9 protein-coding genes are annotated in these 21,714 nt (G+C 47.9%); 6 read left to right on the top strand and 3 right to left on the bottom strand.

Annotated elements, in window-relative coordinates; all coding sequences use genetic code 11:
• Positions 1-502 precede the first annotated feature (502 nt).
• Together Q2J34_RS06595 and Q2J34_RS06590 are read left to right on the top strand one after the other, a co-directional pair.
• Positions 503-1,732 (top strand): site-specific integrase, encoded by a 1,230-nt coding sequence (locus Q2J34_RS06595; RefSeq protein WP_300969591.1) that lies wholly within the window; start codon positions 503-505, stop codon positions 1,730-1,732.
• A 5-nt stretch (positions 1,733-1,737) separates the two neighbouring features.
• Positions 1,738-2,907: a site-specific integrase gene (locus tag Q2J34_RS06590; RefSeq protein ID WP_300969590.1), complete on the top strand. Its 1,170-nt coding sequence runs from the start codon at positions 1,738-1,740 to the stop codon at positions 2,905-2,907.
• 89 nt (positions 2,908-2,996) lie between these two features.
• Here Q2J34_RS06590 and Q2J34_RS06585 read toward each other — a convergent pair whose 3' ends face one another.
• Positions 2,997-3,536, bottom strand: coding sequence for a ClbS/DfsB family four-helix bundle protein (locus tag Q2J34_RS06585; protein WP_193440714.1), 540 nt, complete (start codon positions 3,534-3,536; stop codon positions 2,997-2,999).
• A 50-nt stretch (positions 3,537-3,586) separates the two neighbouring features.
• Positions 3,587-4,804, bottom strand: a complete 1,218-nt coding sequence (locus Q2J34_RS06580; protein ID WP_300969589.1) for an ISL3 family transposase — start codon at positions 4,802-4,804, stop codon at positions 3,587-3,589.
• 1,165 nt (positions 4,805-5,969) lie between these two features.
• Between Q2J34_RS06580 and mobV the strand changes: the two genes are divergently transcribed.
• Positions 5,970-7,226: a MobV family relaxase gene (mobV, locus tag Q2J34_RS06575; protein ID WP_300969588.1), complete on the top strand. Its 1,257-nt coding sequence runs from the start codon at positions 5,970-5,972 to the stop codon at positions 7,224-7,226.
• Between the two features lie 377 nt (positions 7,227-7,603).
• On the opposite strand, the gene Q2J34_RS06570 is transcribed toward mobV, so the two are convergent.
• A complete protein-coding gene (locus Q2J34_RS06570; protein ID WP_300969099.1) occupies positions 7,604-9,037 on the bottom strand; it encodes an IS3 family transposase in 1,434 nt (477 codons plus the stop codon).
• Positions 9,038-9,388: 351 nt separating this feature from the next.
• Here Q2J34_RS06570 and Q2J34_RS06565 point away from each other — a divergent pair, with 351 nt between their 5' ends.
• From Q2J34_RS06565 to Q2J34_RS06555, 3 genes are all read left to right on the top strand, one after another.
• Positions 9,389-12,049 carry an InlB B-repeat-containing protein gene (locus Q2J34_RS06565; protein WP_300969587.1) on the top strand — a complete coding sequence of 887 codons (2,661 nt, stop codon included), beginning with the start codon at positions 9,389-9,391 and terminating at the stop codon, positions 12,047-12,049.
• A 118-nt stretch (positions 12,050-12,167) separates the two neighbouring features.
• Positions 12,168-14,456 (top strand): leucine-rich repeat domain-containing protein, encoded by a 2,289-nt coding sequence (locus tag Q2J34_RS06560; protein ID WP_300969586.1) that lies wholly within the window; start codon positions 12,168-12,170, stop codon positions 14,454-14,456.
• A gap of 125 nt (positions 14,457-14,581) precedes the next feature.
• The gene (locus Q2J34_RS06555) at positions 14,582-21,283 is read left to right on the top strand and encodes a C10 family peptidase (RefSeq protein WP_298886323.1); all 6,702 of its coding nucleotides are present in this window, start codon (positions 14,582-14,584) and stop codon (positions 21,281-21,283) included.
• Positions 21,284-21,714 lie beyond the last annotated feature (431 nt).

The following is a 21,714-nucleotide window of genomic DNA, read 5'->3' as shown; positions in this document are numbered from 1 at the left end:
GATTCGCCTTTATGCAACAGTCTCTATTTGTGGGTCACCTCCGAGCGGAAGTTGTCGTCCACACCAGTCGTATCGTTCTGAAATCGTTACACATACGAGTTCCAAAAATAGTTCCCCTCTTGGAACTTTTTAGTTCCAAGGCAGGAACTTTTCGGTTCCAAGGGAGGAACTTTTTAGTTCCAAGGGAGGAACTATTAGGGGGAAGGGAATTAGGGAGAGAATTGCGGGTAAGTAAATGGAAATGAGAGGGGTTCGCACGATATCTCTGTGGTTTGCACTGCGAGGTAAAGTGCAGAAAGCGTGGATTTGTGCAGGAGTTCCGTTACCAAATCGTTAGCCCATTCTCGGAATGGTAACGAAGAGGTAGGAGCAGGTAACTGACGGAAGAGTATTCGGTAAGTGAACTCTCTGCAACTGTGGTACTGTTGCTCTGATATACAACGCTTTGCGTAGCTGAGAACGCTTCGGTAACGGGTAACTTTGCCCATAAAAACAGAAGCGTATGCAAACAGACAAAATGAAGGTGTTGCTCTACCTCAAAAAGAGCGGATTGGACAGGTCGGGGCAAGCTCCGATTATGGGGCGGATAACCTATGGGCGAACGATAGCTCAATTCAGTTGCAAGCTGTCGTGCGCCCCCAAGCTGTGGAATGCTCGTGAGAGCAGACTGAACGGCAAGAGCCGTGAAGCTGTGGCAACGAATGGCAAGTTGGAGCGCTTGCTGCTCTCGGCGCAGTCGGCTTATCAAACCCTTTGTGAGCGAGGGGTTGTCTTTACAGCGACTGACATCAAGGAGTTGCTGCAAGGTAGTATGCAAAGTCAAATCACCTTTTTGGAGCGGTACGATCAAATGCTCGAAGAGATGAAGCAAAAGGTGGGTGTTGAGATAAAGGCAACAGCTCTGAATAGTTACTTTACTATTCGAAAGCATCTGAGAGCCTTTATTGAGGAGAAGTTCCACACTTCAGATATTGCTTTCGGACTGATAGAAGAAGACTTCTTGGATTGCCTACAACGCTACTCTGTCGGAGAGCTGGGGCATTCGCAAGGTCATTATCGTAAGATGGCTTTAGCGGTGAAGAAGGTCTGCCGTCTGGCATATCGTGAAGGGTTGATAACACGACAACTGTTTGCTCACGTAACGATCGAACGAGGAGAGAACAAACGACCTCGTGCATTGGATAGGGCATCATTGGATAAGTTGCAGAGCCTCACCTTTGAGCCGTATGAAGTGGAGCTGGAGACTGCTCGTGACCTTTTTCTCTTCGCTTGCTATACGGGTGTTGCCTACTGCGATATGGTTGCCCTTAGTCGGGAGCATCTCTTTACGGACGATGAGGGGGCTTTATGGCTGAAGTTCCGCAGACAAAAGACCAATACCCTTTGCCGTGTGAAGCTCCTATCTGAAGCGGTGCGTCTGATAGAGCGATATCAATCGGAAGAACGAACTACGCTCTTTGCTCCTATTCCTTATTCGGTTTACCTCGCCCACCTCAAAGCTCTACAACTTCGAGCTGGTATCTCTATTCCCCTTTCGGCACACGTTGGTCGCCATACCTTTGCTACCTTGATTACTTTGGAGCGAGGCGTTCCCATTGAAACGGTGTGCCGCATGTTGGGGCATAGCAATATCCAAACGACCGAGCGATATGCTCATGTGACTCCGAAGAAGCTTTTCGATGAGTTTGAGCAATTCCTCTCTTTCACTGAAGACTTAACCTTAACCTTGTAAGAGCTATGCGCAGTACATTCAGAATACTATTCTACATCAATAAGAGCAAGACCAAAGCAGACGGCACAACGGCAATCCTTTGCCGTATTACCATAGACGGAGAGAGTGTGGTGATAACCACAGGCGAAAGCACTCCCCCCTACGATTGGAGCGTGAAGCGAGGGGCGACAAAGGAGAAGAAGACCAACCAACGCTTGCAAACCTTTCGGGAGAATGTCGAACAAGCCTATAATACCTTGCTTTACAAATATGGAGCAGTAAGTGCCGAGTTGCTGAAGAACTACTTGCAGGGTGTCGGGAAAACTCCAACGACCCTGCTTGCTCTTAGTGCGGAAGAGCTCAAAGCCCAACGAGAATGCAGTAGTGCAGGGACATATAGAAACAATCGGTACGCCGATAGGCTGCTTAACTCTTTTGTGCGCAGTCGCAGTGAGACGGATGTTCCCTTGTCGGCTCTTACGGTTGAGTTCTTTGAGGATTATCGCTTCTATCTGAAGATGGAGGGCTATGCGCCCGCAACGATAAATAGCCATCTCTGTTGGTTGAGTCGATTGATGTATCGAGCCGTCAGTCAGGGGACAATACGCTTCAATCCGTTTGAAGAGGTGAAGTATGAAGTCGTGGAGCGCAAACCTCGTTTTCTGAGTAAGGGCGATGTGTCAAAGCTCTTGGCATTTCCATTGCAGGATGAAGGGGCAGAACTAAGCCGAAGAATGTTCCTTTTTTCGGTCTTTACAGGCTTGGCATTTGTTGATTTACGAGGGCTACGAGCTTCGCAAATCGAGACAAACAGCGAGGGGAAGCGGTATATCCGCAAGGCAAGACAGAAAACGAAGGTAGAAAGCTTGATCCCCTTGCATCCGATAGCGGAGCAGATACTCGCCCTTTACACGAAGGCGAAGAGCAGAGGAGATTACAAGATATTCCCCGATACAATGAGCGACTGGAAGCTACTCCGTCATCTCAAAGCCGTGGGGTTGGCATGTGGCATCCGTACTCCGTTGACTTGGCACTGTGCAAGACATACGTTTGGGACGCTAACGCTAGAGGCTGGTGTGCCTATTGAGAGCATCGCTAAGATGATGGGGCATTCGTCTATTGCCAGCACGCAAATCTACGCCCAAGTCACTGACCAAAAGATTGCAAGGGATATGGAGAGGCTGATGCAACAATGAGAGCAGATAACCTAAGCATAAAAAGAGCTTGCTCCATTAACTGGAACAAGCTCTTTTAATAGCAAGTATCTATTATGATTTCTTTTGCATTATCCCTTAGATGTTTTGATATGCAATTTTATTTTCTTCATCGCCCAGTCGTAATGGCTGGCAGTTGCCGAAACGCAGTAAGATCCGAGTGGGGAAGTTCCTGTCCAAGCTAGTGTTCCTTTGGCAAAGAGTTCATCGTTGGAGAATTGATCTATCAGTGCCATTACATCTTTGTGGCTCTCTCTTAACTTTGCTTTGGCTTCCTCCAATGGCGTATTTTGGTGCTTCTTCCAGAACTCAACATTCATTGTCGGATAGGTTTTCCAATTATACGGTTCAGGTAAAAATGGCTTACGTTCATCGTTGCTGTTAGCTTTTATCCAATTTAGCAATAACTGATGCCATTCATATAGATGAACAAGAACATCACGCAGGTTTTTATCCCGACTCCAATGTGCTTCTTTATCAGCCGATGCCATTTCCTCCGCAAATGTTCTCACCTGTTGTTCCTCGCTCATATTATCAATGAGTTTCCACATTTTCTCGAATTGCCCATTGGCGGATGCAAGTAAATCAACTTTTGTTGTTGCTCGTGCCATATCTTCTTATTTTAGTTGTTATTCGATTGTCGGTTGGTATGTTTTTTGGATCATCCGAGATTTTGTGTGATGACCTGATCGTGGAGAGCAAAAAGTCTTAGTTGAAAGTAGTCCATATCTCTGTATCCGTAGGCAACCCTTTTGAGGACTTTGATTTTGTTATTGATTCCTTCGACCACTCCATTGGAAATGGGGTGGTCATACCAATTTAGAATGCCCCATTGATAGAGCCTGATGGTTTTAGCTATTTGTTTGACATGCCTGACACCCGAATCATCTGCTTGTTCGAGCCACTTCTTTAAAAACGACTCAGCCTTTTCTTTTGAGATCTGCTGCCAGAATAGTCTAAGATCTTCCTTAAGGTAATATGCTATAGCTAGAGGCTTGTTCATAGCCAGCACATTCTCTAGTCTTGAGCGATGATACGTATCCATTACGTCCGCTCCATTTGCTAGAAGTAAATACCTAACTCCTTTGATAACCTTACGCTTATTGAGATCTGTCTCCTCCCTATATAGATCTTTGCGAAGGACATCGATCTTCTCATTCATCAACTTCATAATATGAAAGTGATCTAAGACTATCTGAGCTTTAGGTTGATACTCCATCACTGCGCTTATATAGGCTGGGGAAAGATCGCAACTGACCGCTTCAAGCGTTATCTTTCTTCGTTTGAGCATTTCCCAAAAAGGAGTTAGGGCTTCTTTGTCTTTGCCTGGATGACTATAAACAATCCGTTCCGTATCATGGTCTACGACAATGGTTTCGTAAATGTGTCCTTTTCTAACAGCAAACTCATCGATGCCGATGCGTTTGAGTCCTTTTAAGCTGGGGCTTTTGTATCGCTTGTTTAGGTAGTCTTTATGGATGCTTTTGATTAGATCCCAGCCGACACCTAGATGGTTCGCAACAGCTTTAATCGTTCCCATTCTAAGTAAGTCAATGACATGCTGCGCAAATCTATAGGTATAGGACTTGCCTTTCAATATTCCAGGAATCTTTTGCCAGCCGTCCCAATGGCAAGAGGTACATTTATAGCGTTGGTTCGTCAGATTGATGTAGCAACGGCGGGAGCCAATAGGTAAGGTTTGTATCTGTCGCGCTCTTGTTCCATTCTTGAGCAAGGTGTAGGAGTGGCATTGGGGGCAACAAAGAAGCGTACGTCTGGGGCGTACGTGTATGATTGTTTTGGTACCTTTGTACTCACAGCGAGTACCGACAACGTCTCGTATTCCAAAACTGTGATATAGGAAGCTGGTTTCTATCATAATAGTACCGAAATAGTAATGGTTAACTTTTTCAAAGGTACTAAAGATAGAGCCAGCTTCTTTCTTAGCCCACGATCAGGTCATCACACAAAATCTCGGATGATCCTGTTTTTTAGTTCTTACGAGTGAAGGTACAAAATATGACGACATATCGAGTGAAATATGACGACATATCGAGTGAAATATGACGTCTCATTTGACGGAATATGACGTCTCATTTGGCAGAATATGACGTCTCATTTTTCAGTCTTTCCAAAACGACCTTTCTAGACCTGCTCTGCCCACTAGCTTTATCCGACTACCGCTATACAGGAAAGATTTTACCCCGAGCAACCACCATAGCACTCTGTTGTTGCACGCCCTTTGTAATACCCCTTTCTCTTTTCTTTCCTATTCTCCTTACTACGTTACTACAACTAAGGATAATACAGTGAAAGAGAAAGGATTACAGAAGACATTCATCTTACGACAGATGCTACTACAATCTTTCTACGCTTCTACAGCTTAATAGAGGACAAGTGGTGTAGACAGATGGTGTAGTAGGATAAACCCCGACGAAGTGTTACACTTTTCTCTTTCACTGTCAATCACTTATCCTAGTGTAGAAAGGTAGTAAGATAAAAAGGGGAAAACTCCAAAAAGAGAAAATAGAACATACAATGAGACTGCAAACAAAGAATACGAAGAACACGTGAACAATGAATACGAACAATCCAAATCCAAAGACGAAACTGTAGATTGACCGAAATTGAAAAATCGGGCAGTATTGCTGTTCGATAAAAGGTTCAGCGGAAGAAGAGGCTTTTGCTCAAAAGGGGGCTTAGACGATAACGCAAAAGAGAGAAATTTCAACAACGGAACCATCGGGTCTTCTAAGAGACTAGAGCTGTAAATCGTACAGATGTGAGCCTTTGTTTCAAGAGTTATGGCACTCCCTTGGAGTTGCAAGTTTGCAGGGGCAAACTTAGAAACAAAGACCCAGTGCATCCAGAGAATGCAAGCACTTCAAAGGCAGGCTGCGGGACAGGGCGGAGCGGGCATTTGGAGAAATGCCATAGCTCATTAGGGCATTTTCTTCACGCTCCACTTCGTTACCGCTAAAAAAGCCCTCCTGAGCCAAGGGGAAGCAGCCCCTTTGGATACCCCCTAAAACTATATTCAACTTATGGGCTACGCAGTATTACACATAGACAAGGCTCGGGGCAACGACTCGGCAATGAGTGCCCACATCGAGCGAACATTCGTGCCGAACAATGTCGATGCCTCTCGCACGCACCTCAATCGAGACTTGGTGCAATTCCCCGCAAATGTCACCAACCGTACAGAAGCTATTGCACATCGCATAGCAACGGCTGGTATCTACCGAAAGGTTGCGGACAATCAAGTTAAAGCACTTCGTTTCATCCTATCTGGATCACACGAAGATATGCTCCAACTAGAAAGCGATGGACGCTTAGAGGAGTGGTGCCATAGTACGATGCAGTGGCTTTATACCACCTTTGGTAAGGCAAACGTGGTGGCAGCCACACTTCATGCCGATGAAGAAACCCCGCACATACATGCGACAGTTGTCCCAATTGTCACGGGAGAAAGGAGAAAAGCCAAACAGGAAGCTGAGAATGGCAAGCGAAAGTACAAGACAAAGAAAAACAAGATACGGCTCTGTGCTGATGATCTGCTTACACCCAAGAAGCTCGAGGAGTATCAAACCTCCTACGCAGAGCAAATGCGACCATTTGGGCTGAGTAGAGGGGTACAAGGATCTGAAGCCAAGCATCGTACTAATATGGAGTATTACAAAGAGCTTCTCAAAGAGACGAAGCAGAAACAACTTGAGGAGGAAGAACTAATTCAAAAGGTCAGAGAGTTGGAAAAGCAGGCGGGCAAGCTCCGAGTAAAGGGTACGCTCTACTCTTTATTTGGCAACTCCGAACTTGACAAGGCGGAACAGCGCATCGAAGAGTTGGAGCAAGAAGTCGAACGGCAACAACATCTTTCGGAAAAGGAGAAAGCCGAAATCCGCAAGGAGGTCATACTTCTTCAGGACACCATTAGAGATAAGGACAAGACTATATCTGAACAACAGCGAGAAATCAAGGTGTACGAGGAGGAACGGAGTTTTATCAAACGCTTCTTCCACAGCTTCTACCTCTTACTCAATATCCGTCTGATGCTCCGCAAAATGGGTTTTGATGATGATACGGTGGTCAAGATGCACAAAGATCAAGAGATAGTCCGTGGTACGGCTGCGGCATATTCAGGAATGTACAAACGAAACTTCACGGAGGAAAATGCGGAGCTACGCATTACAACCAACGAGAAGCGTCAGCCTATTCTTACCATCAATGGACTATCTGTTCCAGATTGGTGCGAACAGAAGTGGAAAGAGCTTCTCAATCGTAATCGCTCGCAACGACTGTAGAGATAAGACATCTCCTTCCCCTTTCATTGTAATGTTTGAGTCCCGACTAAACTTTTAAGAAGAAAATCACGCAAGAACGCTCACTTTCTCCCACGAATCACTATCTTTGCAAGTGATAATAGTGAGCGTTCTTTGGCTATCCAAAACGATGTATTTCAAAGCACTCCGCTCATTTCTAAATCGTTACCTATCCGCATCGCTCCAAACGGTAACCTCTTACTTCTCAGTTAGATAGTCCAAAACCAAAAAATTAGGGTGGAACTTTCAGTTTCTCAGGTAGGAAACTGTCCTCTTCCTGAAAAAAGTACACAGTTGGGGAGGTATTACTGAGATGGTACTCGGGTCATTTTTGTTAGTCCTGTGAGTGTACTCATTTGTTAGTTTTGCTCTTGCTGGGGTACACGACTTGTGGTCGTTTTTACTGCGGAGGTACACAAAGATAGGTCTTTGTGTGGAGTTAAGCGGCATGAGCTCGGAGATTTGAGGCTCGGAGCTTTTGGTGAATTGTTCTTAGATGTCTGTTTCTTAGAGGGTTGTGTGGTTATAGGGTTGGGGTAATCTGGTATGAGCATCTGCATCGGAGTCTTCTTGTTGATGGCTCGATGAGGACGCGCTGTGTTATAGAGAGCAATCGTTTGCGAGAGGATCTCTCGAACTTGATCTATGGGCTTATCCTCGAAGTTGTAGAGCCAGTCGTTCTTGATGATCCCGTTAAGTCGCTCTGCCATAGCGTTGTGGAGAGGGTTGCCTGTCTGGGTGACACTGGTTACGATGCCTAGGCTGGCCTCGTAGTCGGTCATCTGCTTGGAGACATATTGACAGCCTCGGTCGCTATGGAAGATGAGCCCTTTGAGGTCAAAGCCATGCTTCTGGTAGAAGTCAACGGTCTGTCTTAGTGCGTTGTAGGGGCCCTCTGTGGAGAGCGTGGGCTGCAGGTCAAAGCCGGTGATGATGCGGCTATAAGCGTCCATCGTCAGGGAGAGATATGCGAAGCCACCTAAACATTTGACGTAGGTTATGTCTGAGACGGTGAGCCGGCAATGGTCTGTGGCGATGTATTTAGGGGTGGTGTTCAGGTGGTCTTGGAAGCCGTGATTGACCACGCCCTTGGTCGTCTGGGGTGGACGCTTGCGCTTGCGACTTCTCAGTAGCATGTCGTTGGCTCCTAATACTTTGTATAGCCAGTCGCGACCTACTTGGAAGGTCCCTTTGAAGTATTCGTTGGCACACTGCTGGAGGGTGTCTACGCCTGCTTTGGGGAGTTGACCGCGCACATACTGGCAATAGTGTAGGACGGAGGCTACTTTGACATCTTCGTCTTGCTCTGTGAAGGTGTGCTTGTAGTAGCCTTTGCGGCTGACTTCTAGTAGCTGACAAAGGTAGGTTATGGAGAGCTTTTGACCTCTCACTTTGGCGGATTCAAGCGTTTTCACGGCTGCAAATCGGTCTTTTTTTTTTAGATCAATATGGTAGCGATTCAAGACCTCTTCGAGTAGTGTCTTATTGACTAAGGCCTTGCTCTCAGCCTGGAAGAGGGCTGCTTTGAGGCGAGCGTTTTCGCGCTTGAGTTCTGCGTACTCTGGATCTACGTCTTTGTTCTTGTTTGTCTTGCTCATAGTGCTACTGCTGCTTTGGTTGGGTAACTCTACTCCAAAGGTACGCAACCAATTTCGAATGGTGCGTGTGGTAATGCCGTAGCGCTGGCTGGTCGTGGCGATGCTCTCGCCAGTGGCTAGGAGGTCATCAATGACTCTCCACTTGAAATCTAGGGGATATCCCTTTCGTCCTCGGTTACTTTTTTCTTCTTTCATAGTTGTTGGGGTTGGCTTCCCAACTGTGTACTATTTCAGGAGAGGACAAACAACAGATCCACGTACATTCTAGTGTCAAGTAGACCACGAAACGACGTTTTGGATTGCGCTTGATCCTAAAATCTGCCAAATCTTAGAGAAATCATATCGGATTCTGCTGTATTTGGACAAATCCCGAGAAGCGCCCTTTTTGCTCTTGATTGGTAGCCCTTAAGGCTTGTAACTTTGTGCTGTCTATAAGCCTCTTCTTTAGTATCCCCTAGAGGGTATTTATGCACTCTCTAGGGGTATTTAGAATCGCTAGATCCTAGCCAACTACACGAAGCAATCATCTATCAACTACCAATTAATATGACAAGAAGACTACACCACTGGGCGTGCGTCCTACTCTGCACGCTCCTCACCTCGATAGGGCTACAAGCCGAGGAATCCTCCCAGCCCTCGTCTACTACCTCCGATGCACTCCGCACTGGTAGCGAGGGTGTCATCACGATGACCACCTCCAAGACCGTCGGAGAGAAAATCACATTAGAAATTTGGGCTAGTGGCAACGTCACCATCGAGGGTGTCAAAGAGCCGTTTTCCAGAGGCTCCGCTACCTACACCCTTACCCGCCAAACTGTCATCATTCGAGGCGATGTCACAAAGTTTAACGGTTGGAACAACAAACTGACCAATTTGAACGTGTCTAGTTGCACTATCTTGACATCGCTTAAATGCTTCGGCAACAAACTGACCAGCTTGAACGTCTCGGGCTGTACCGCCTTGACAGAGCTTAAATGCTATGACAATCAACTGACCAGCTTGGATGTCTCGAGCTGTACCGCCTTGAAAGACCTTTACTGCCACCGCAACAAACTGACCAGCTTGAACGTCTCGGGCTGTACCGCCTTGACAGAGCTTAAATGCTACGACAATCAACTGACGGCATTGGATGTTTCCCAAAACACCGCCTTGACAAGGCTTGACTGCTACGACAATCAACTGACGGCGTTGGATGTTTCCCAAAACACCGCATTGACAAGGCTTGACTGCTACCGCAATCAACTGACGGCGTTGGATGTTTCCAAGAAAACCAAATTGGAAACACTTAACTGCCAGCAAAATCAACTGACTGCATTGGATGTTTCCCAAAACATCGTGTTAACAAAGCTTTCCTGCTCTGACAATAAGCTGACGGCATTGGATGTTTCCGAAAACACCGTGTTAACAAAGCTTTTCTGCGGCATCAATCAGCTGACTGCGTTGGATGTATCCCAGAATACCGCACTGATATGGCTTGACTGCTTCAACAATAAGCTGACCATGTTGGATCTATCAAAGAATACGGCTTTGACAACCCTAGGTTGCTTCAACAATAAGCTGACCGCATTGGATGTATCCCAGAATACCGCACTAGAAAAGCTTTACTGCTCTGACAATCAGCTGACCGCATTAGACGTATCAAAAAACACTGCGTTGACAGAACTTTTCTTCGACGGCAATAAGCTGACCGCATTGGATGTCTCCCAAAACACCGCATTGATATGGCTTGTATGCTACAACAATCAACTGACTGCATTGGATGTATCCAAAAATACCGCATTGGGAACACTTAGGTGCCATGGCAATCAAATCAAAGGCGAAGAGATGACCCGCTTGGTGAACAGTCTACCAGACCGTACCGGAAAGAATGCTGGTAAATTTACCGTAGTGCAAGAACCGGCTCCTGAGGGCAATATTTGCCTTAAATCCGATGTCGCTATTGCCAAGGGAAAGAACTGGAATACGCTAAAGTACAAATCCAATACCCAAAAGTATGTTGCCTACGAGGGCGAAGAGGAGACACAACCCTTAAAGGTAACGCTGACTAAGGAGGGCGAAGGCACGCTCACCGCTACCGGTGCGGACAACCTCAACGCCGTTCCGGAGGGTACCGAGCTGACCATCGTAGCGACACCGGCTGACGGCTACAAGTTGACAGCTCTCACGGCCAACGGCACAGACATCCTAGCGACGAAGAAGTTCGTTGTAAAAGGTGCTACTGAAGTAAAGGCAACCTTTACGAAGATGGCGTTTGCCGTGACGCTGACTAAGGAGGGCGAAGGTACGCTTACCGCTACGGGAGCCGACGATCTCACCGCTGTCCCCTACGGTACGGAGCTAACAATCAAAGCTACTCCAGCTGAGGGGTACGAGCTTACTGCACTTACGGCCAACGGCACAGACATCCTAGCGACGAAGAAGTTCGTTGTAAAAGGTGCTACTGAAGTAAAGGCAACCTTCTCCAAAAAGTCAAAGCCTGAATATAAAATTACCTTTACCACAGACGGCAATGGTACCCTCAATGCCATAAAGGAAGGTGCACCCTTTACCTCTGGTAGTACGGCAAGGGAGGGTGATAAGATCATCTTCACGGCACAGCCTGTCACGGGCTACAAGGTAGACAAGTGGCTACTCAGCGAAGCGGAGATCGAACTGACACCCTACACGGGTCTAGCGACCTTCGAGTGTACGGTCGGCACGGCAGATGTTTTGCTCAAGACGACCTTCGTACAGCAAACCTTCGCAGTGACCCTAACGAGCAATGAGCATGGTACGATTTCGATTGTCGAGAACGTAGATCTCAAGGCGGTACCCTATGGGACTACCTTGACAGTTCAAGCTACGGGCAAGAACGATCAATGCGAGCTGACCGCCCTAACGGCTAACGGAGAGGATATCCTTGCCACGAAGCAGTTTGTCGTCAAGGGTGCTACCGAAGTGAAGGCAACCTTCGTAGACCATACGAATATAGCGGAAGTCAATACCGAAGCTATTCGCTTTTACCCCAATCCTGCTAGAGAGTACATTATCGTAGAGGGTACACTCCCCGCTACATTAGTTACCTTATATAGTATGGAGGGTATGCGCCTCTACGAGGATGAGACCGATGCCGAGGGGACGCTTCGCATAGATCTCTCCGCTTATGCTGAGGGTACTTACCTCCTCCGCATAGCCGACCAAATACACCGTATCATAGTCCAGCACTAAGGATTATTATCATAAACTCGTGTCGGGTAGCTTATTTGAGCTAACCGACACCATTTCAATCAATAGAAGTATGAATAGGGATATTTTAGCAACATCGAGATGTCGGAGTCTGCTCTCTTTGTTACAACAAGGGGGATATGCGTTGCTCTGCCTTCTTCTGTCCATACTATACCTCGATGCTCAAGAAGTAGGAGAGGAGACTGCTCGCAGTCCTCATTTGAGAGCAGTCGGTACGGGTAGAATTGTCGTAACGACAGACACCCCTATCGGACAAGGAATATACTTTCAGATCGAAGCAAAAGGAGATATACGCTTTGAAGGAGCTAGTTACAGTGGAGGGTCTGTACTGCTCATTGACGAACCCCAATTTGTTATCTATGGCGATGTCACCTCTATCTTCTTCGGACCGGGTCAAATCACGAGCATAGATCTATCCCAAAGCCCCACGATAGAGTCGCTATCCTGTTGGTATAATAAGTTGGCTCAGCTAAACCTTACAGGTACAAGAGCCTTGAAGTATCTAGATTGCCGAGGGAATATGCTGACGCATCTAGAACTCTCAGATTGTAACTCTTTAGAGATCCTATACTGTGATCAGAATCAACTCTCTAGTCTAGACGTGTCGCATTGTGGCTTACTTCAAGAGTTGTGGTGTGCGAATAACCAATTAACCCATATCGCTCTGCCTAACTCTCCGTCATTCAAACTCTTGGAGTGCTATGCTAATCAGATCAGGGGAGAGGCGATGACACAGCTCGTCAATAGCCTACCCAACCGCAACGGTAAAGAGGCTGGATTCCTTGGCATTATGTCTACTAGTCCTCAGGAGGGCAATCTGTGCTTCAAGTCGGATGTACGCATAGCCACAAAGAAAAATTGGAACGCACGTAAGATAAAGCTCACCTCAACTAACGGAGGTACCTACGAGCCTTATGAGGGAGAAGATGGGGGTGAGACCACAGGTAGCGTTGTCACCCTAATCACAAGCAAGCAGATCGGGGACAAAATAACGCTGGCTATAGGTGCTTCTAGTTCCGTCATAATTGATGGTATTGAGGGAACTCCTACTGTGGACAACTGGACGTATAGCTATAAGATAACAAGCCAGCAGATCACGATACGAGGCGATTTGACATGGCTCGGCTGTGCAAGGAATCGCATTACCGATATAGATGTCTCCAAGTGTCCGTCTTTGAAGCAGCTTGATTGCTCTGGTAATCAACTCACCCATCTGGACCTATCTCAGAATGCCCTTTTGGACCAGTTGAGTTGTGGTGGTAACGATCTAGGTACGTTAGACCTTTCACACTGTATGCTATTGGAGAATATTTGGTGCCGTAGTGCTGGACTGACCTCGTTACAGTTGCCTCGCACACTAAGTCTCGTAGAGCTTAGCTGTTCGAACAATCCGCTTAAGGACTTAGACCTTACGTACTATCAGCACTTGGAGGAGTTGTATTGTGTCAACAATGGATTGACATCTCTAGATCTGTCACAAAATAGAGCTTTAATCAAAGTCTATTGTGGTGACAACGAGCTGACAACCTTAGACCTCTCGCATCATAAAAATCTAAAGATCTTGAACTGTGCTAAGAACAAGCTCACGAAGCTGATCCTACCTCAAGGGGGAGACCTCAGTGAGTTGGACTGCTCCTATAACAGACTCTCCCAGCTGGACATCTTACAATGCAGGGGACTGAGGGAAGTCTCTTGTCATATGAATCGTATACAAGGAGAAGCTATGACACAGCTCGTAAAAGGGTTGTCAAAGGATGATCCTGAATGGTCTAAAGATCTTTATGCTGTATCATACAGAGTGGACGAGGAGAATATTTGCTTGATCTCCGATGTCGCAATAGCTCGAAGTAAAAACTGGAAAGTCTATATGATGCAAGACGAGGGTTCAACCTCATACGAGGGGCTAGATATGTCTGCTAGCTACCCCGTCATCCTCAGCAGTAATCGGGGAGGTCATATCACTATTGTAGGAAATGTAGACAGTAAAGCAGTCCCTTGTGGTACCAAAATCACAATCCAAGCTATATGCGATAGTGAAGCATACGAACTGACCGCACTCACGGCAAACGGCACCGACATCCTAGCTTCCAAGAGTTTTACCATAAAGACAAAAACCAAGATAGAAGCGACCTTCACACAGAAGACAGATATCGATAAGTCTCACAGAGAGACTATGCGCCTCTATCCCAATCCTGCTAGAGAGTACATTATCGTAGAGGGTACACTCCCCGCTACATTAGTTACCTTATATTGTATGGAGGGTATGCGCCTCTACGAGGATAAGACCGATGCCGAGGGGACGCTTCGCATAGATCTCTCCGCTTATGCTGAGGGTACTTACCTCCTCCGCATAGCCGACCAAACACATCGTATCATAGTCCAGCACTAAGGATTAGGTGACGACCTGTAGAGGCGGACATATTGCTTCGTCTCTACAGGTCATCACCTTGTCATATAAAGCGATGCGACTAGCCTCATTCTAATCAATCTCGACAACATTCTAATCAATCATATATGAACTCTCTACAAATCCGTTGGCGACATTTGCTTGCCCTCTCGCTCATACTACTCTGTAGTGTGAGTGCGCTCTTTGCTCGGCCTCTGAGCGAGCGTGAAGCTCGACACCTCGCCGAGCAATTTTTCCATCAAGTAGCCTATGCACATAAGGTGTTGGCTCCTGCGCAACAACCGCTCAGTCTCGTATCAGCTCCGATACGTCAGAGTGCTGGTGTAGAGCTACGCACCCTATCGGGCGACAAGGCTCGCTACTACTATATTTATAATAGAGGTAGCAATGCAGGCTTCGTCATCATCGCTGGTGATGATGAGCTGACACCCTATATCGGCTACGCTACGACTGGACAAGTCCTTGAGCAGGATATGCCCGAACAGCTCCGAGCCTTTCTCAAGGCTTGTCAGGAGCGTATCGATGAGCTTACCTCTAGTGTAGGTTTGCGTAGCTCTCTCAGACCTACACCCCGAACCGCTACAGAGCCAGCACAGATTGCTCCTTTGTTGGGAAACATACAGTGGAATCAGAGTGCCCCGTGGAATAATCAGACTCCTACCGACAATCAAGGAAAGCATATGCCAGTCGGTTGTGTCGCAACCGCCTATACGCAGGTGATGCGTTATCATCAGTGGCCTACGCAGGGTGAGGGAACCTTCTCCTATACAGAAGAAAGAAGTAACCGCCAGCATAGTGTAGACTACGGGGCTACTACGTATGACTGGGCGCATATGCCTGAGCGGTATAACGACCCATCGTCTGCGACCTCTGAGGAGACCCAAGCACTCTCTACGCTTGCCTACCATGCAGGTGTCGCTGTCGAGATGATGTACGCACCCAGTGGTAGTGGCTCCTATACGCCCCTTGTAGCACGAGCTTTGGCAGATCACTTCCGCTATGACAAGAGGGTGAGCTTCAAGAGTCGAAGCAATTATACTCAGTCCTCTTGGGAGCAGATGCTACGTGCCGAGCTGATAGCCGCTCGTCCTGTAGTCTATAGTGGTAGTGGTAGTGGCGGTGGTCATGCTTTTGTCTGTGATGGTTACGATATGGAGGGACTCTTTCATATCAATTGGGGCTGGGGAGGCATGAGCGATGGCTACTTCAACCTCAACTACCTCGTCCCCTCAGATCTCGGTATAGGTGGTGGTGCTGGAGGAGGCTTCAGTCTCGGCCAAGGAGCAGTCGTAGGCATCAAGCCCGACAAGACCGGCTCATCTCAGAGACAGGAGTCTTCGCTGGTGACCACGTGGCGATTTGGGATGACCTTCACAGAGGGTACACTTGATGCTAGTGCAGAGTACACCGTTACATTAACAACTGATGCGACTCCATACGATGGGTCCGTAACCTATGGCGTGACCAAGGTCGGAACGACAGATACGCTGTACCTAGATCAATACGCACGCAATGCTCGTATTGATGGACTTTATCAAGACTTTAGCATCGACCCCGAAGAGCTACAGCTGAGTAATCACATCGGTGTCGGTACGTGGGACTTCTTCCTCGCATATCGTCATACAGATGCTAAGGGTCAGACTGCGTGGAGACCTTGCGGTCAGCACGAACGTGCCAAAGAGCAGTATCGTCACACCTACACGATCACGCAGGAGAGCGATGGCTCCTATGTCGTAACAGAGGAGGCTAGTAGCAATCTCTCTATGCTAGAGCTGGTCGCAGGATCTGTTCAGAGCTCTATCGTAGGCTATGAAAAGAGCAAAGTTTCCCTCCAGCTACGCAATACAGGGCGAGTAGAGTTCTTCGGCCAACTATACCTATACGCTAGAAAGGTCGGTGAACGGATATTTGAACCAGTAGTCAATATACTCCCAGCGATAGATGCTGGAGCGGTCAAAGAGGTTACCTTCGAGATAGACCGATTCCCCTATGGATCTGGAGATGTGGAGCTAGAAGTAGGGTATTTCATCGGAGATCGCTTTAACCAGTTATCGACGACTACTGTCTCCATACAGTCTGCGACCGACATACGTACAGCTTACGTCCTCTCCTCAGATCAGCCTGTCACGGTAAATGTGAACAGTGGCAACCTCTCACAGATACGCATACGCAATATAGGTACGAAGACACCAACAAACCGTGTCTTCTATCGCTGGGAGCTACAGAAGGAGAAGCAGACGGCTAGCACCCGTTGGACGCAGATTGACATTCCTGCTGGAGGTGAGCAGCTTGTTGCCCCAAACCTAGCAGACGAACTTAGTCAGATAGGCGCAAAGCGTGGCGATAATATTACGCTCACAGCCACCTTTGTCGAGGCAAGTGATGAGGAACGTATCATCAGTGTAATACCTCTTATGGAGGAGGCTAAGCTCTCCGTATACTGTGATGGTGAGCTAGTGGTCGGTGATGGAGTCATCACGATGACCACGGCACGGGCAGTCGGAGAAAATATCTCCTTCTCCTACTTGGCGGAAGGTGATGTCGTAATAGAAGGAGCGACAGGGACTCCAAAAGAAAAAGAGTGGGTCGACTATACCCTTACAAGCCAACAAGTATCCCTACGAGGAGACATCACTCAGCTCTTCTGTATAGCAAATGAGTTGACAAATCTTGATGTCTCCCAATGTAGCTCCTTAAAGGGTCTAGCGTGCTTTCTTAATCAGATTAAGGGAGACGCGATGACGCAATTGGTCAATAGCCTCCCCGACCGCACAGGTAAGGAGGCTGGGGTCTTTGCCGTTTATGCTCTCTCTCAAGAGGAGAGAAATAGATGTCTCAAGAGCGATGTTGCAATAGCTAAAGCTAAGAACTGGCAAGTCGCTCTAGCGACTATAGAAAACGGAAAGCTTAAATATTACCTCTACGAGGGAGAGGACGACTCTCAGCCCTCTGTCGGTGATGGTGTCATCACGATGACCACCTCTAGGGCAGTAGGCGAGCAGATTAGGTTGTCGATGCGTCCCGTCGAGGGGCAGACAGTCATCGCTGAGGGCCTCAAGGAGCCGCTGACACTCGATGGCACGGGGCATTTCTATACGCTCACGAGCCAGACAGTCACCCTCCGAGGGAACTTGACGTCTTTGAACTGTAATGGACTCTATTCCCGAGGCGAGGGGTCGCCTATCTCTCATCAGAACCAATTGACCAGCTTGGACGTGTCAAGCTGTAAGACATTAAGAGAGCTGGACTGCTCTGAGAATTTGCTCCAAAGCTTGGACGTGTCAGGCTGTAAGACATTAAGCGAGCTGAACTGCTCTAGGAATTCGCTCCAAAGCTTGGACATTACGCACAACGAAGCTCTTACTAGACTATACTGTTTTAATAATCAGCTAGAGACTCTAGACTTGTCACATGCTCGAGCCTTGACCAGCTTGCTCGTTTCTGAAAACCGACTGACTGACCTAGATTTGTCTCAGTGTCTTAACCTACGGTTCTTAGATCTGCCCAATAATCAGCTGACTAGCCTTGACGTGTCGCACAACCCCAATCTGGAAGGTCTTTATTGCGATGGTAATCCGATCGAGAGAGAGAGGATGACACAACTAGTCAAGACCCTATCTGATCGTACGGGTCAGGAAGAGGGTACCTTCGTACCTGGCAAATGTCTCAAGAGTGACGTCGCCATCGCCAAGGCTAAAAATTGGAAAGTCAAAGATATATATGACAACCCTTACGAGGGAGAGGACGACTCTCAGCCCTCTGTCGGTGACGGTGTCATCACGATGACCACCTCTAGGGCAGTAGGCGAGCAGATTATGCTGGCGGTGAGTCCCGTCGAGGGGCAGACTGTCATCGCTGAGGGTCTCAAGGAGTCGCTGATCCTCGATGGCACGGGGCATCTCTATACGCTCACGAACCAGACAGTCACCCTCCGGGGGAACCTGACACTCCTACAGTGTGATGGTGCTGTAGATATGGATACGCCTCCCTCGCATGAGAATCAGTTGACGAGCTTAGACATAAACTGCGAGACGCTTACACTGTTGTCCTGTGATGGTAATCAGCTGACCAGTCTAGACCTGTCACATGCTCGTGCATTGACTACCTTGGTGTGTTATGAAAATAAACTGACGCAACTCGATCTTTCTTCGTGTACTAAGCTGACTGGATTAGGTGTCGGGGAGAACCAGCTGACCCACCTTGATGTGTCACATAATGGCGAATTGCAGATCCTTGATTGCTCTGATAATCAGCTGACCGCATTAGACGTATCAAAAAACACTGCATTGACAAGTCTTTACTGCCGGCGAAATCAACTGACTGCGTTGGATGTATCCAAGAACACCGCGTTGACAAGTCTTTACTGCCATCAAAATCAACTGACTGCATTGGATGTATCCAAGAACACCGCGTTGACAAGTCTTTACTGCCATCAAAATCAACTGACTGCATTGGATGTATCCAAGAACACCGCGTTGACAAGTCTTTACTGCCCTTACAATCAGCTGACCGCATTGGATGTATCCAAGAATACCGAATTGGAAGCACTTTACTGCTACGACAATCAAATCAAAGGCGAAGAGATGACCCGCTTGGTGAACAGCCTGCCTGAGCGTACCGGCAAGAAAGCCGGTATATTTACTGTGGTGCAAGGACCTAAGCTTGAGGGCAATATTTGCCTTAAATCCGATGTCGCTATTGCCAAGGGTAAGAACTGGAATACGCTAAAGTTCGAATCCGATATCCAAAACTTTGTTCCCTACGAGGGTGCAGAGGACGCACAACCCTTAAAGGTAACGCTGACGAAAGAGGGCGAAGGTGCGCTCACCGCTACTGGAGCAGATGATCTCAACGCAGTCCCCTACGGCACGGAGCTCTCGATCGAAGCAACACCAGCCGAAGGGTACCAGCTGACCGCTCTAACGGCTAATGGCACGGATATCCTAGCTTCCAAGAAGGTAGTCGTGACCAGCGACCTAACTATCAAAGCGACCTTCACGAAGAAAGCCTTTGCAGTCTCTCTAACTAAGGAGGGTGAGGGTACGATCACCGCAACGGGTGCTAGCAACCTTAACTCAGTCGCTTACGGCACAGAGTTGACGATCAACGCTACACCAGCCGAGGGGTACGAGCTTACGGCACTTACTGCCAACGGCACGGACATCCTCGCTACGAAGAAGATCGTTGTCACGGATAATGTCACTGTCAAGGCGACGTTTGCGAAGAAGACGTTTGCCGTGAAGCTCACGAAGGAGGGCGAAGGAACGCTCGTAGCTACAGGTGCTGACGACCTCAACGCAGTTCCCTACGGCACGGAGCTAACGATTGCCACTACTCCATCTGAGGGGTATGAGCTTACGGCACTTACTGCCAACGGCACGGACATCCTCGCTACGAAGAAGTTCGTTGTAAAGGATAATGTGACCGTCAAGGCAACGTTTGCGAAGAAGACGTTTGCCGTGAAGCTCACGAAGGAGGGTGAAGGAACGCTCGTAGCTACAGGCGCTGACGATCTCAACGCAGTCCCCTACGGTACGGAGCTTACCGTCATTGCTACTCCAGCTGAGGGTTACGAACTAACAGCACTTACTGCCAATGGCACGGATATCCTCGCTACGAAGAAGTTCGTTGTAAAGGGTGCTACTGAAGTCAAGGCAACCTTCACGAAGAAGAACTTCGCTGTCACCTTCGCTAAGGAGGGTAAGGGGAAGCTCACAGCTACGGGGGCGAACAATCTCAACGCAGTCCCCTACGGTACGAAGCTCACAGTTGAGGCTGCACCAGCCGAGGGCTACGAGTTGACTGCTCTAACGGCTAATGGCAAAGACATCCTAAGCTCCAAGAAGTTCACCGTGAAGGAGACGGTTGAAGTGAAGGCAACCTTTACGAAGAAGACTTTTACCGTAACGTTCACACAGGAGGGTGAAGGGAAGCTCACAGCCACCGGTGCGGACAACCTCAACTCAGTCGCTTACGGCACAGAGTTGACGATTGTCGCTACACCAGCCGAGGGCTACGAGTTGACCGCTCTGACGGCTAATGGCGAAGACATCCTCGCTACGAAGAAGTTCGTTGTAAAGGGTGCTACTGACGTCAAGGCAACCTTCACGAAGAAGACCTTCGCCGTCACCTTCGCTAAGGAGGGTGAGGGGACGATCACCGCTACAGGTGCAGATGATCTCAATGCTGTGGCTTACGGTACTGAGTTGACCATTGTTGCTACACCAGCCGAGGGTTACGAACTAACAGCACTTACTGCCAACGGTGAGGACATCCTCGCTACGAAGAAGTTCGTCGTCAAAGGTGCTACTGAAGTAAAGGCGATCTTTGAGAAGAAGACGTTTGCCGTGACGCTTACCAGCAACGAGCATGGTACGATTTCGATTGTCGAGAACGTAGATCTCAAGGCTGTACCCTATGGGACTACCTTGACAGTTCAAGCTACGGGCAAGAACGATCAATGCGAGCTGACCGCTCTAACGGCTAACGGAGAGGATATCCTTGCCACGAAGAAGTTTGTCGTCAAGGGTGCTACCGAAGTGAAGGCAACGTTTGTGGATCACACAGGCGTGGAGACGACCGTCACGCAGCAGGTGAAGCTCTACCCGAACCCAGCAACTGACTATGTCATCGTGGAGGGTATAGCGCCTGCTAGCGAAGTGATGCTGCACAGCATGACTGGCGAGCTAATGTGCGCTATGCAAGCAGATGCAGAGGGGCATCTACAGATTGACCTGACAGCTCTCAGCGATGGTGTCTACCTCCTCGTAGGCACTGGATGGCAGGAGCGACTAGTCGTCAAGAAGTAAACGATCAATCCTGCTTATTAGACTGCTGCATTGAAGTGAATGAGTATCACGTCAGTGTAGCAGTCTTTTTTGAGACTGTTGCATAAAGCCGAATCCCGAAAGCAACACAGCGATGCGCCTTTATGCAAAGTCTCATCATAATTGCTCTGTCAGGAGCTACACATAGCGACAAGCGAGGAATAGATGAGTCCGTTATATATAATGTGTCAGCCATGGATTGGCTGTTGGCTGTTAGCTATTGGCTGTTAGCTATCGGAACCATCGGAGCTATCAGAGTAATCGGACCTCTAACTTCTAACCTCTAACCTCTAGTCTCTATTTACATATATTTACGGGGAAATTCGTCCGATTCCCTTCTTTCTCGAATATCCACGTGGAAAATCTCAAATCTCCACGTGGATATTTTTTATTTTCCACGTGGGCGTCATTCA

Origin of the sequence: Porphyromonas vaginalis (assembly GCF_958301595.1) — a bacterium.
Lineage (GTDB): Bacteria > Bacteroidota > Bacteroidia > Bacteroidales > Porphyromonadaceae > Porphyromonas > Porphyromonas vaginalis.
This window is presented reverse-complemented; position numbering and strand designations above follow the sequence as displayed.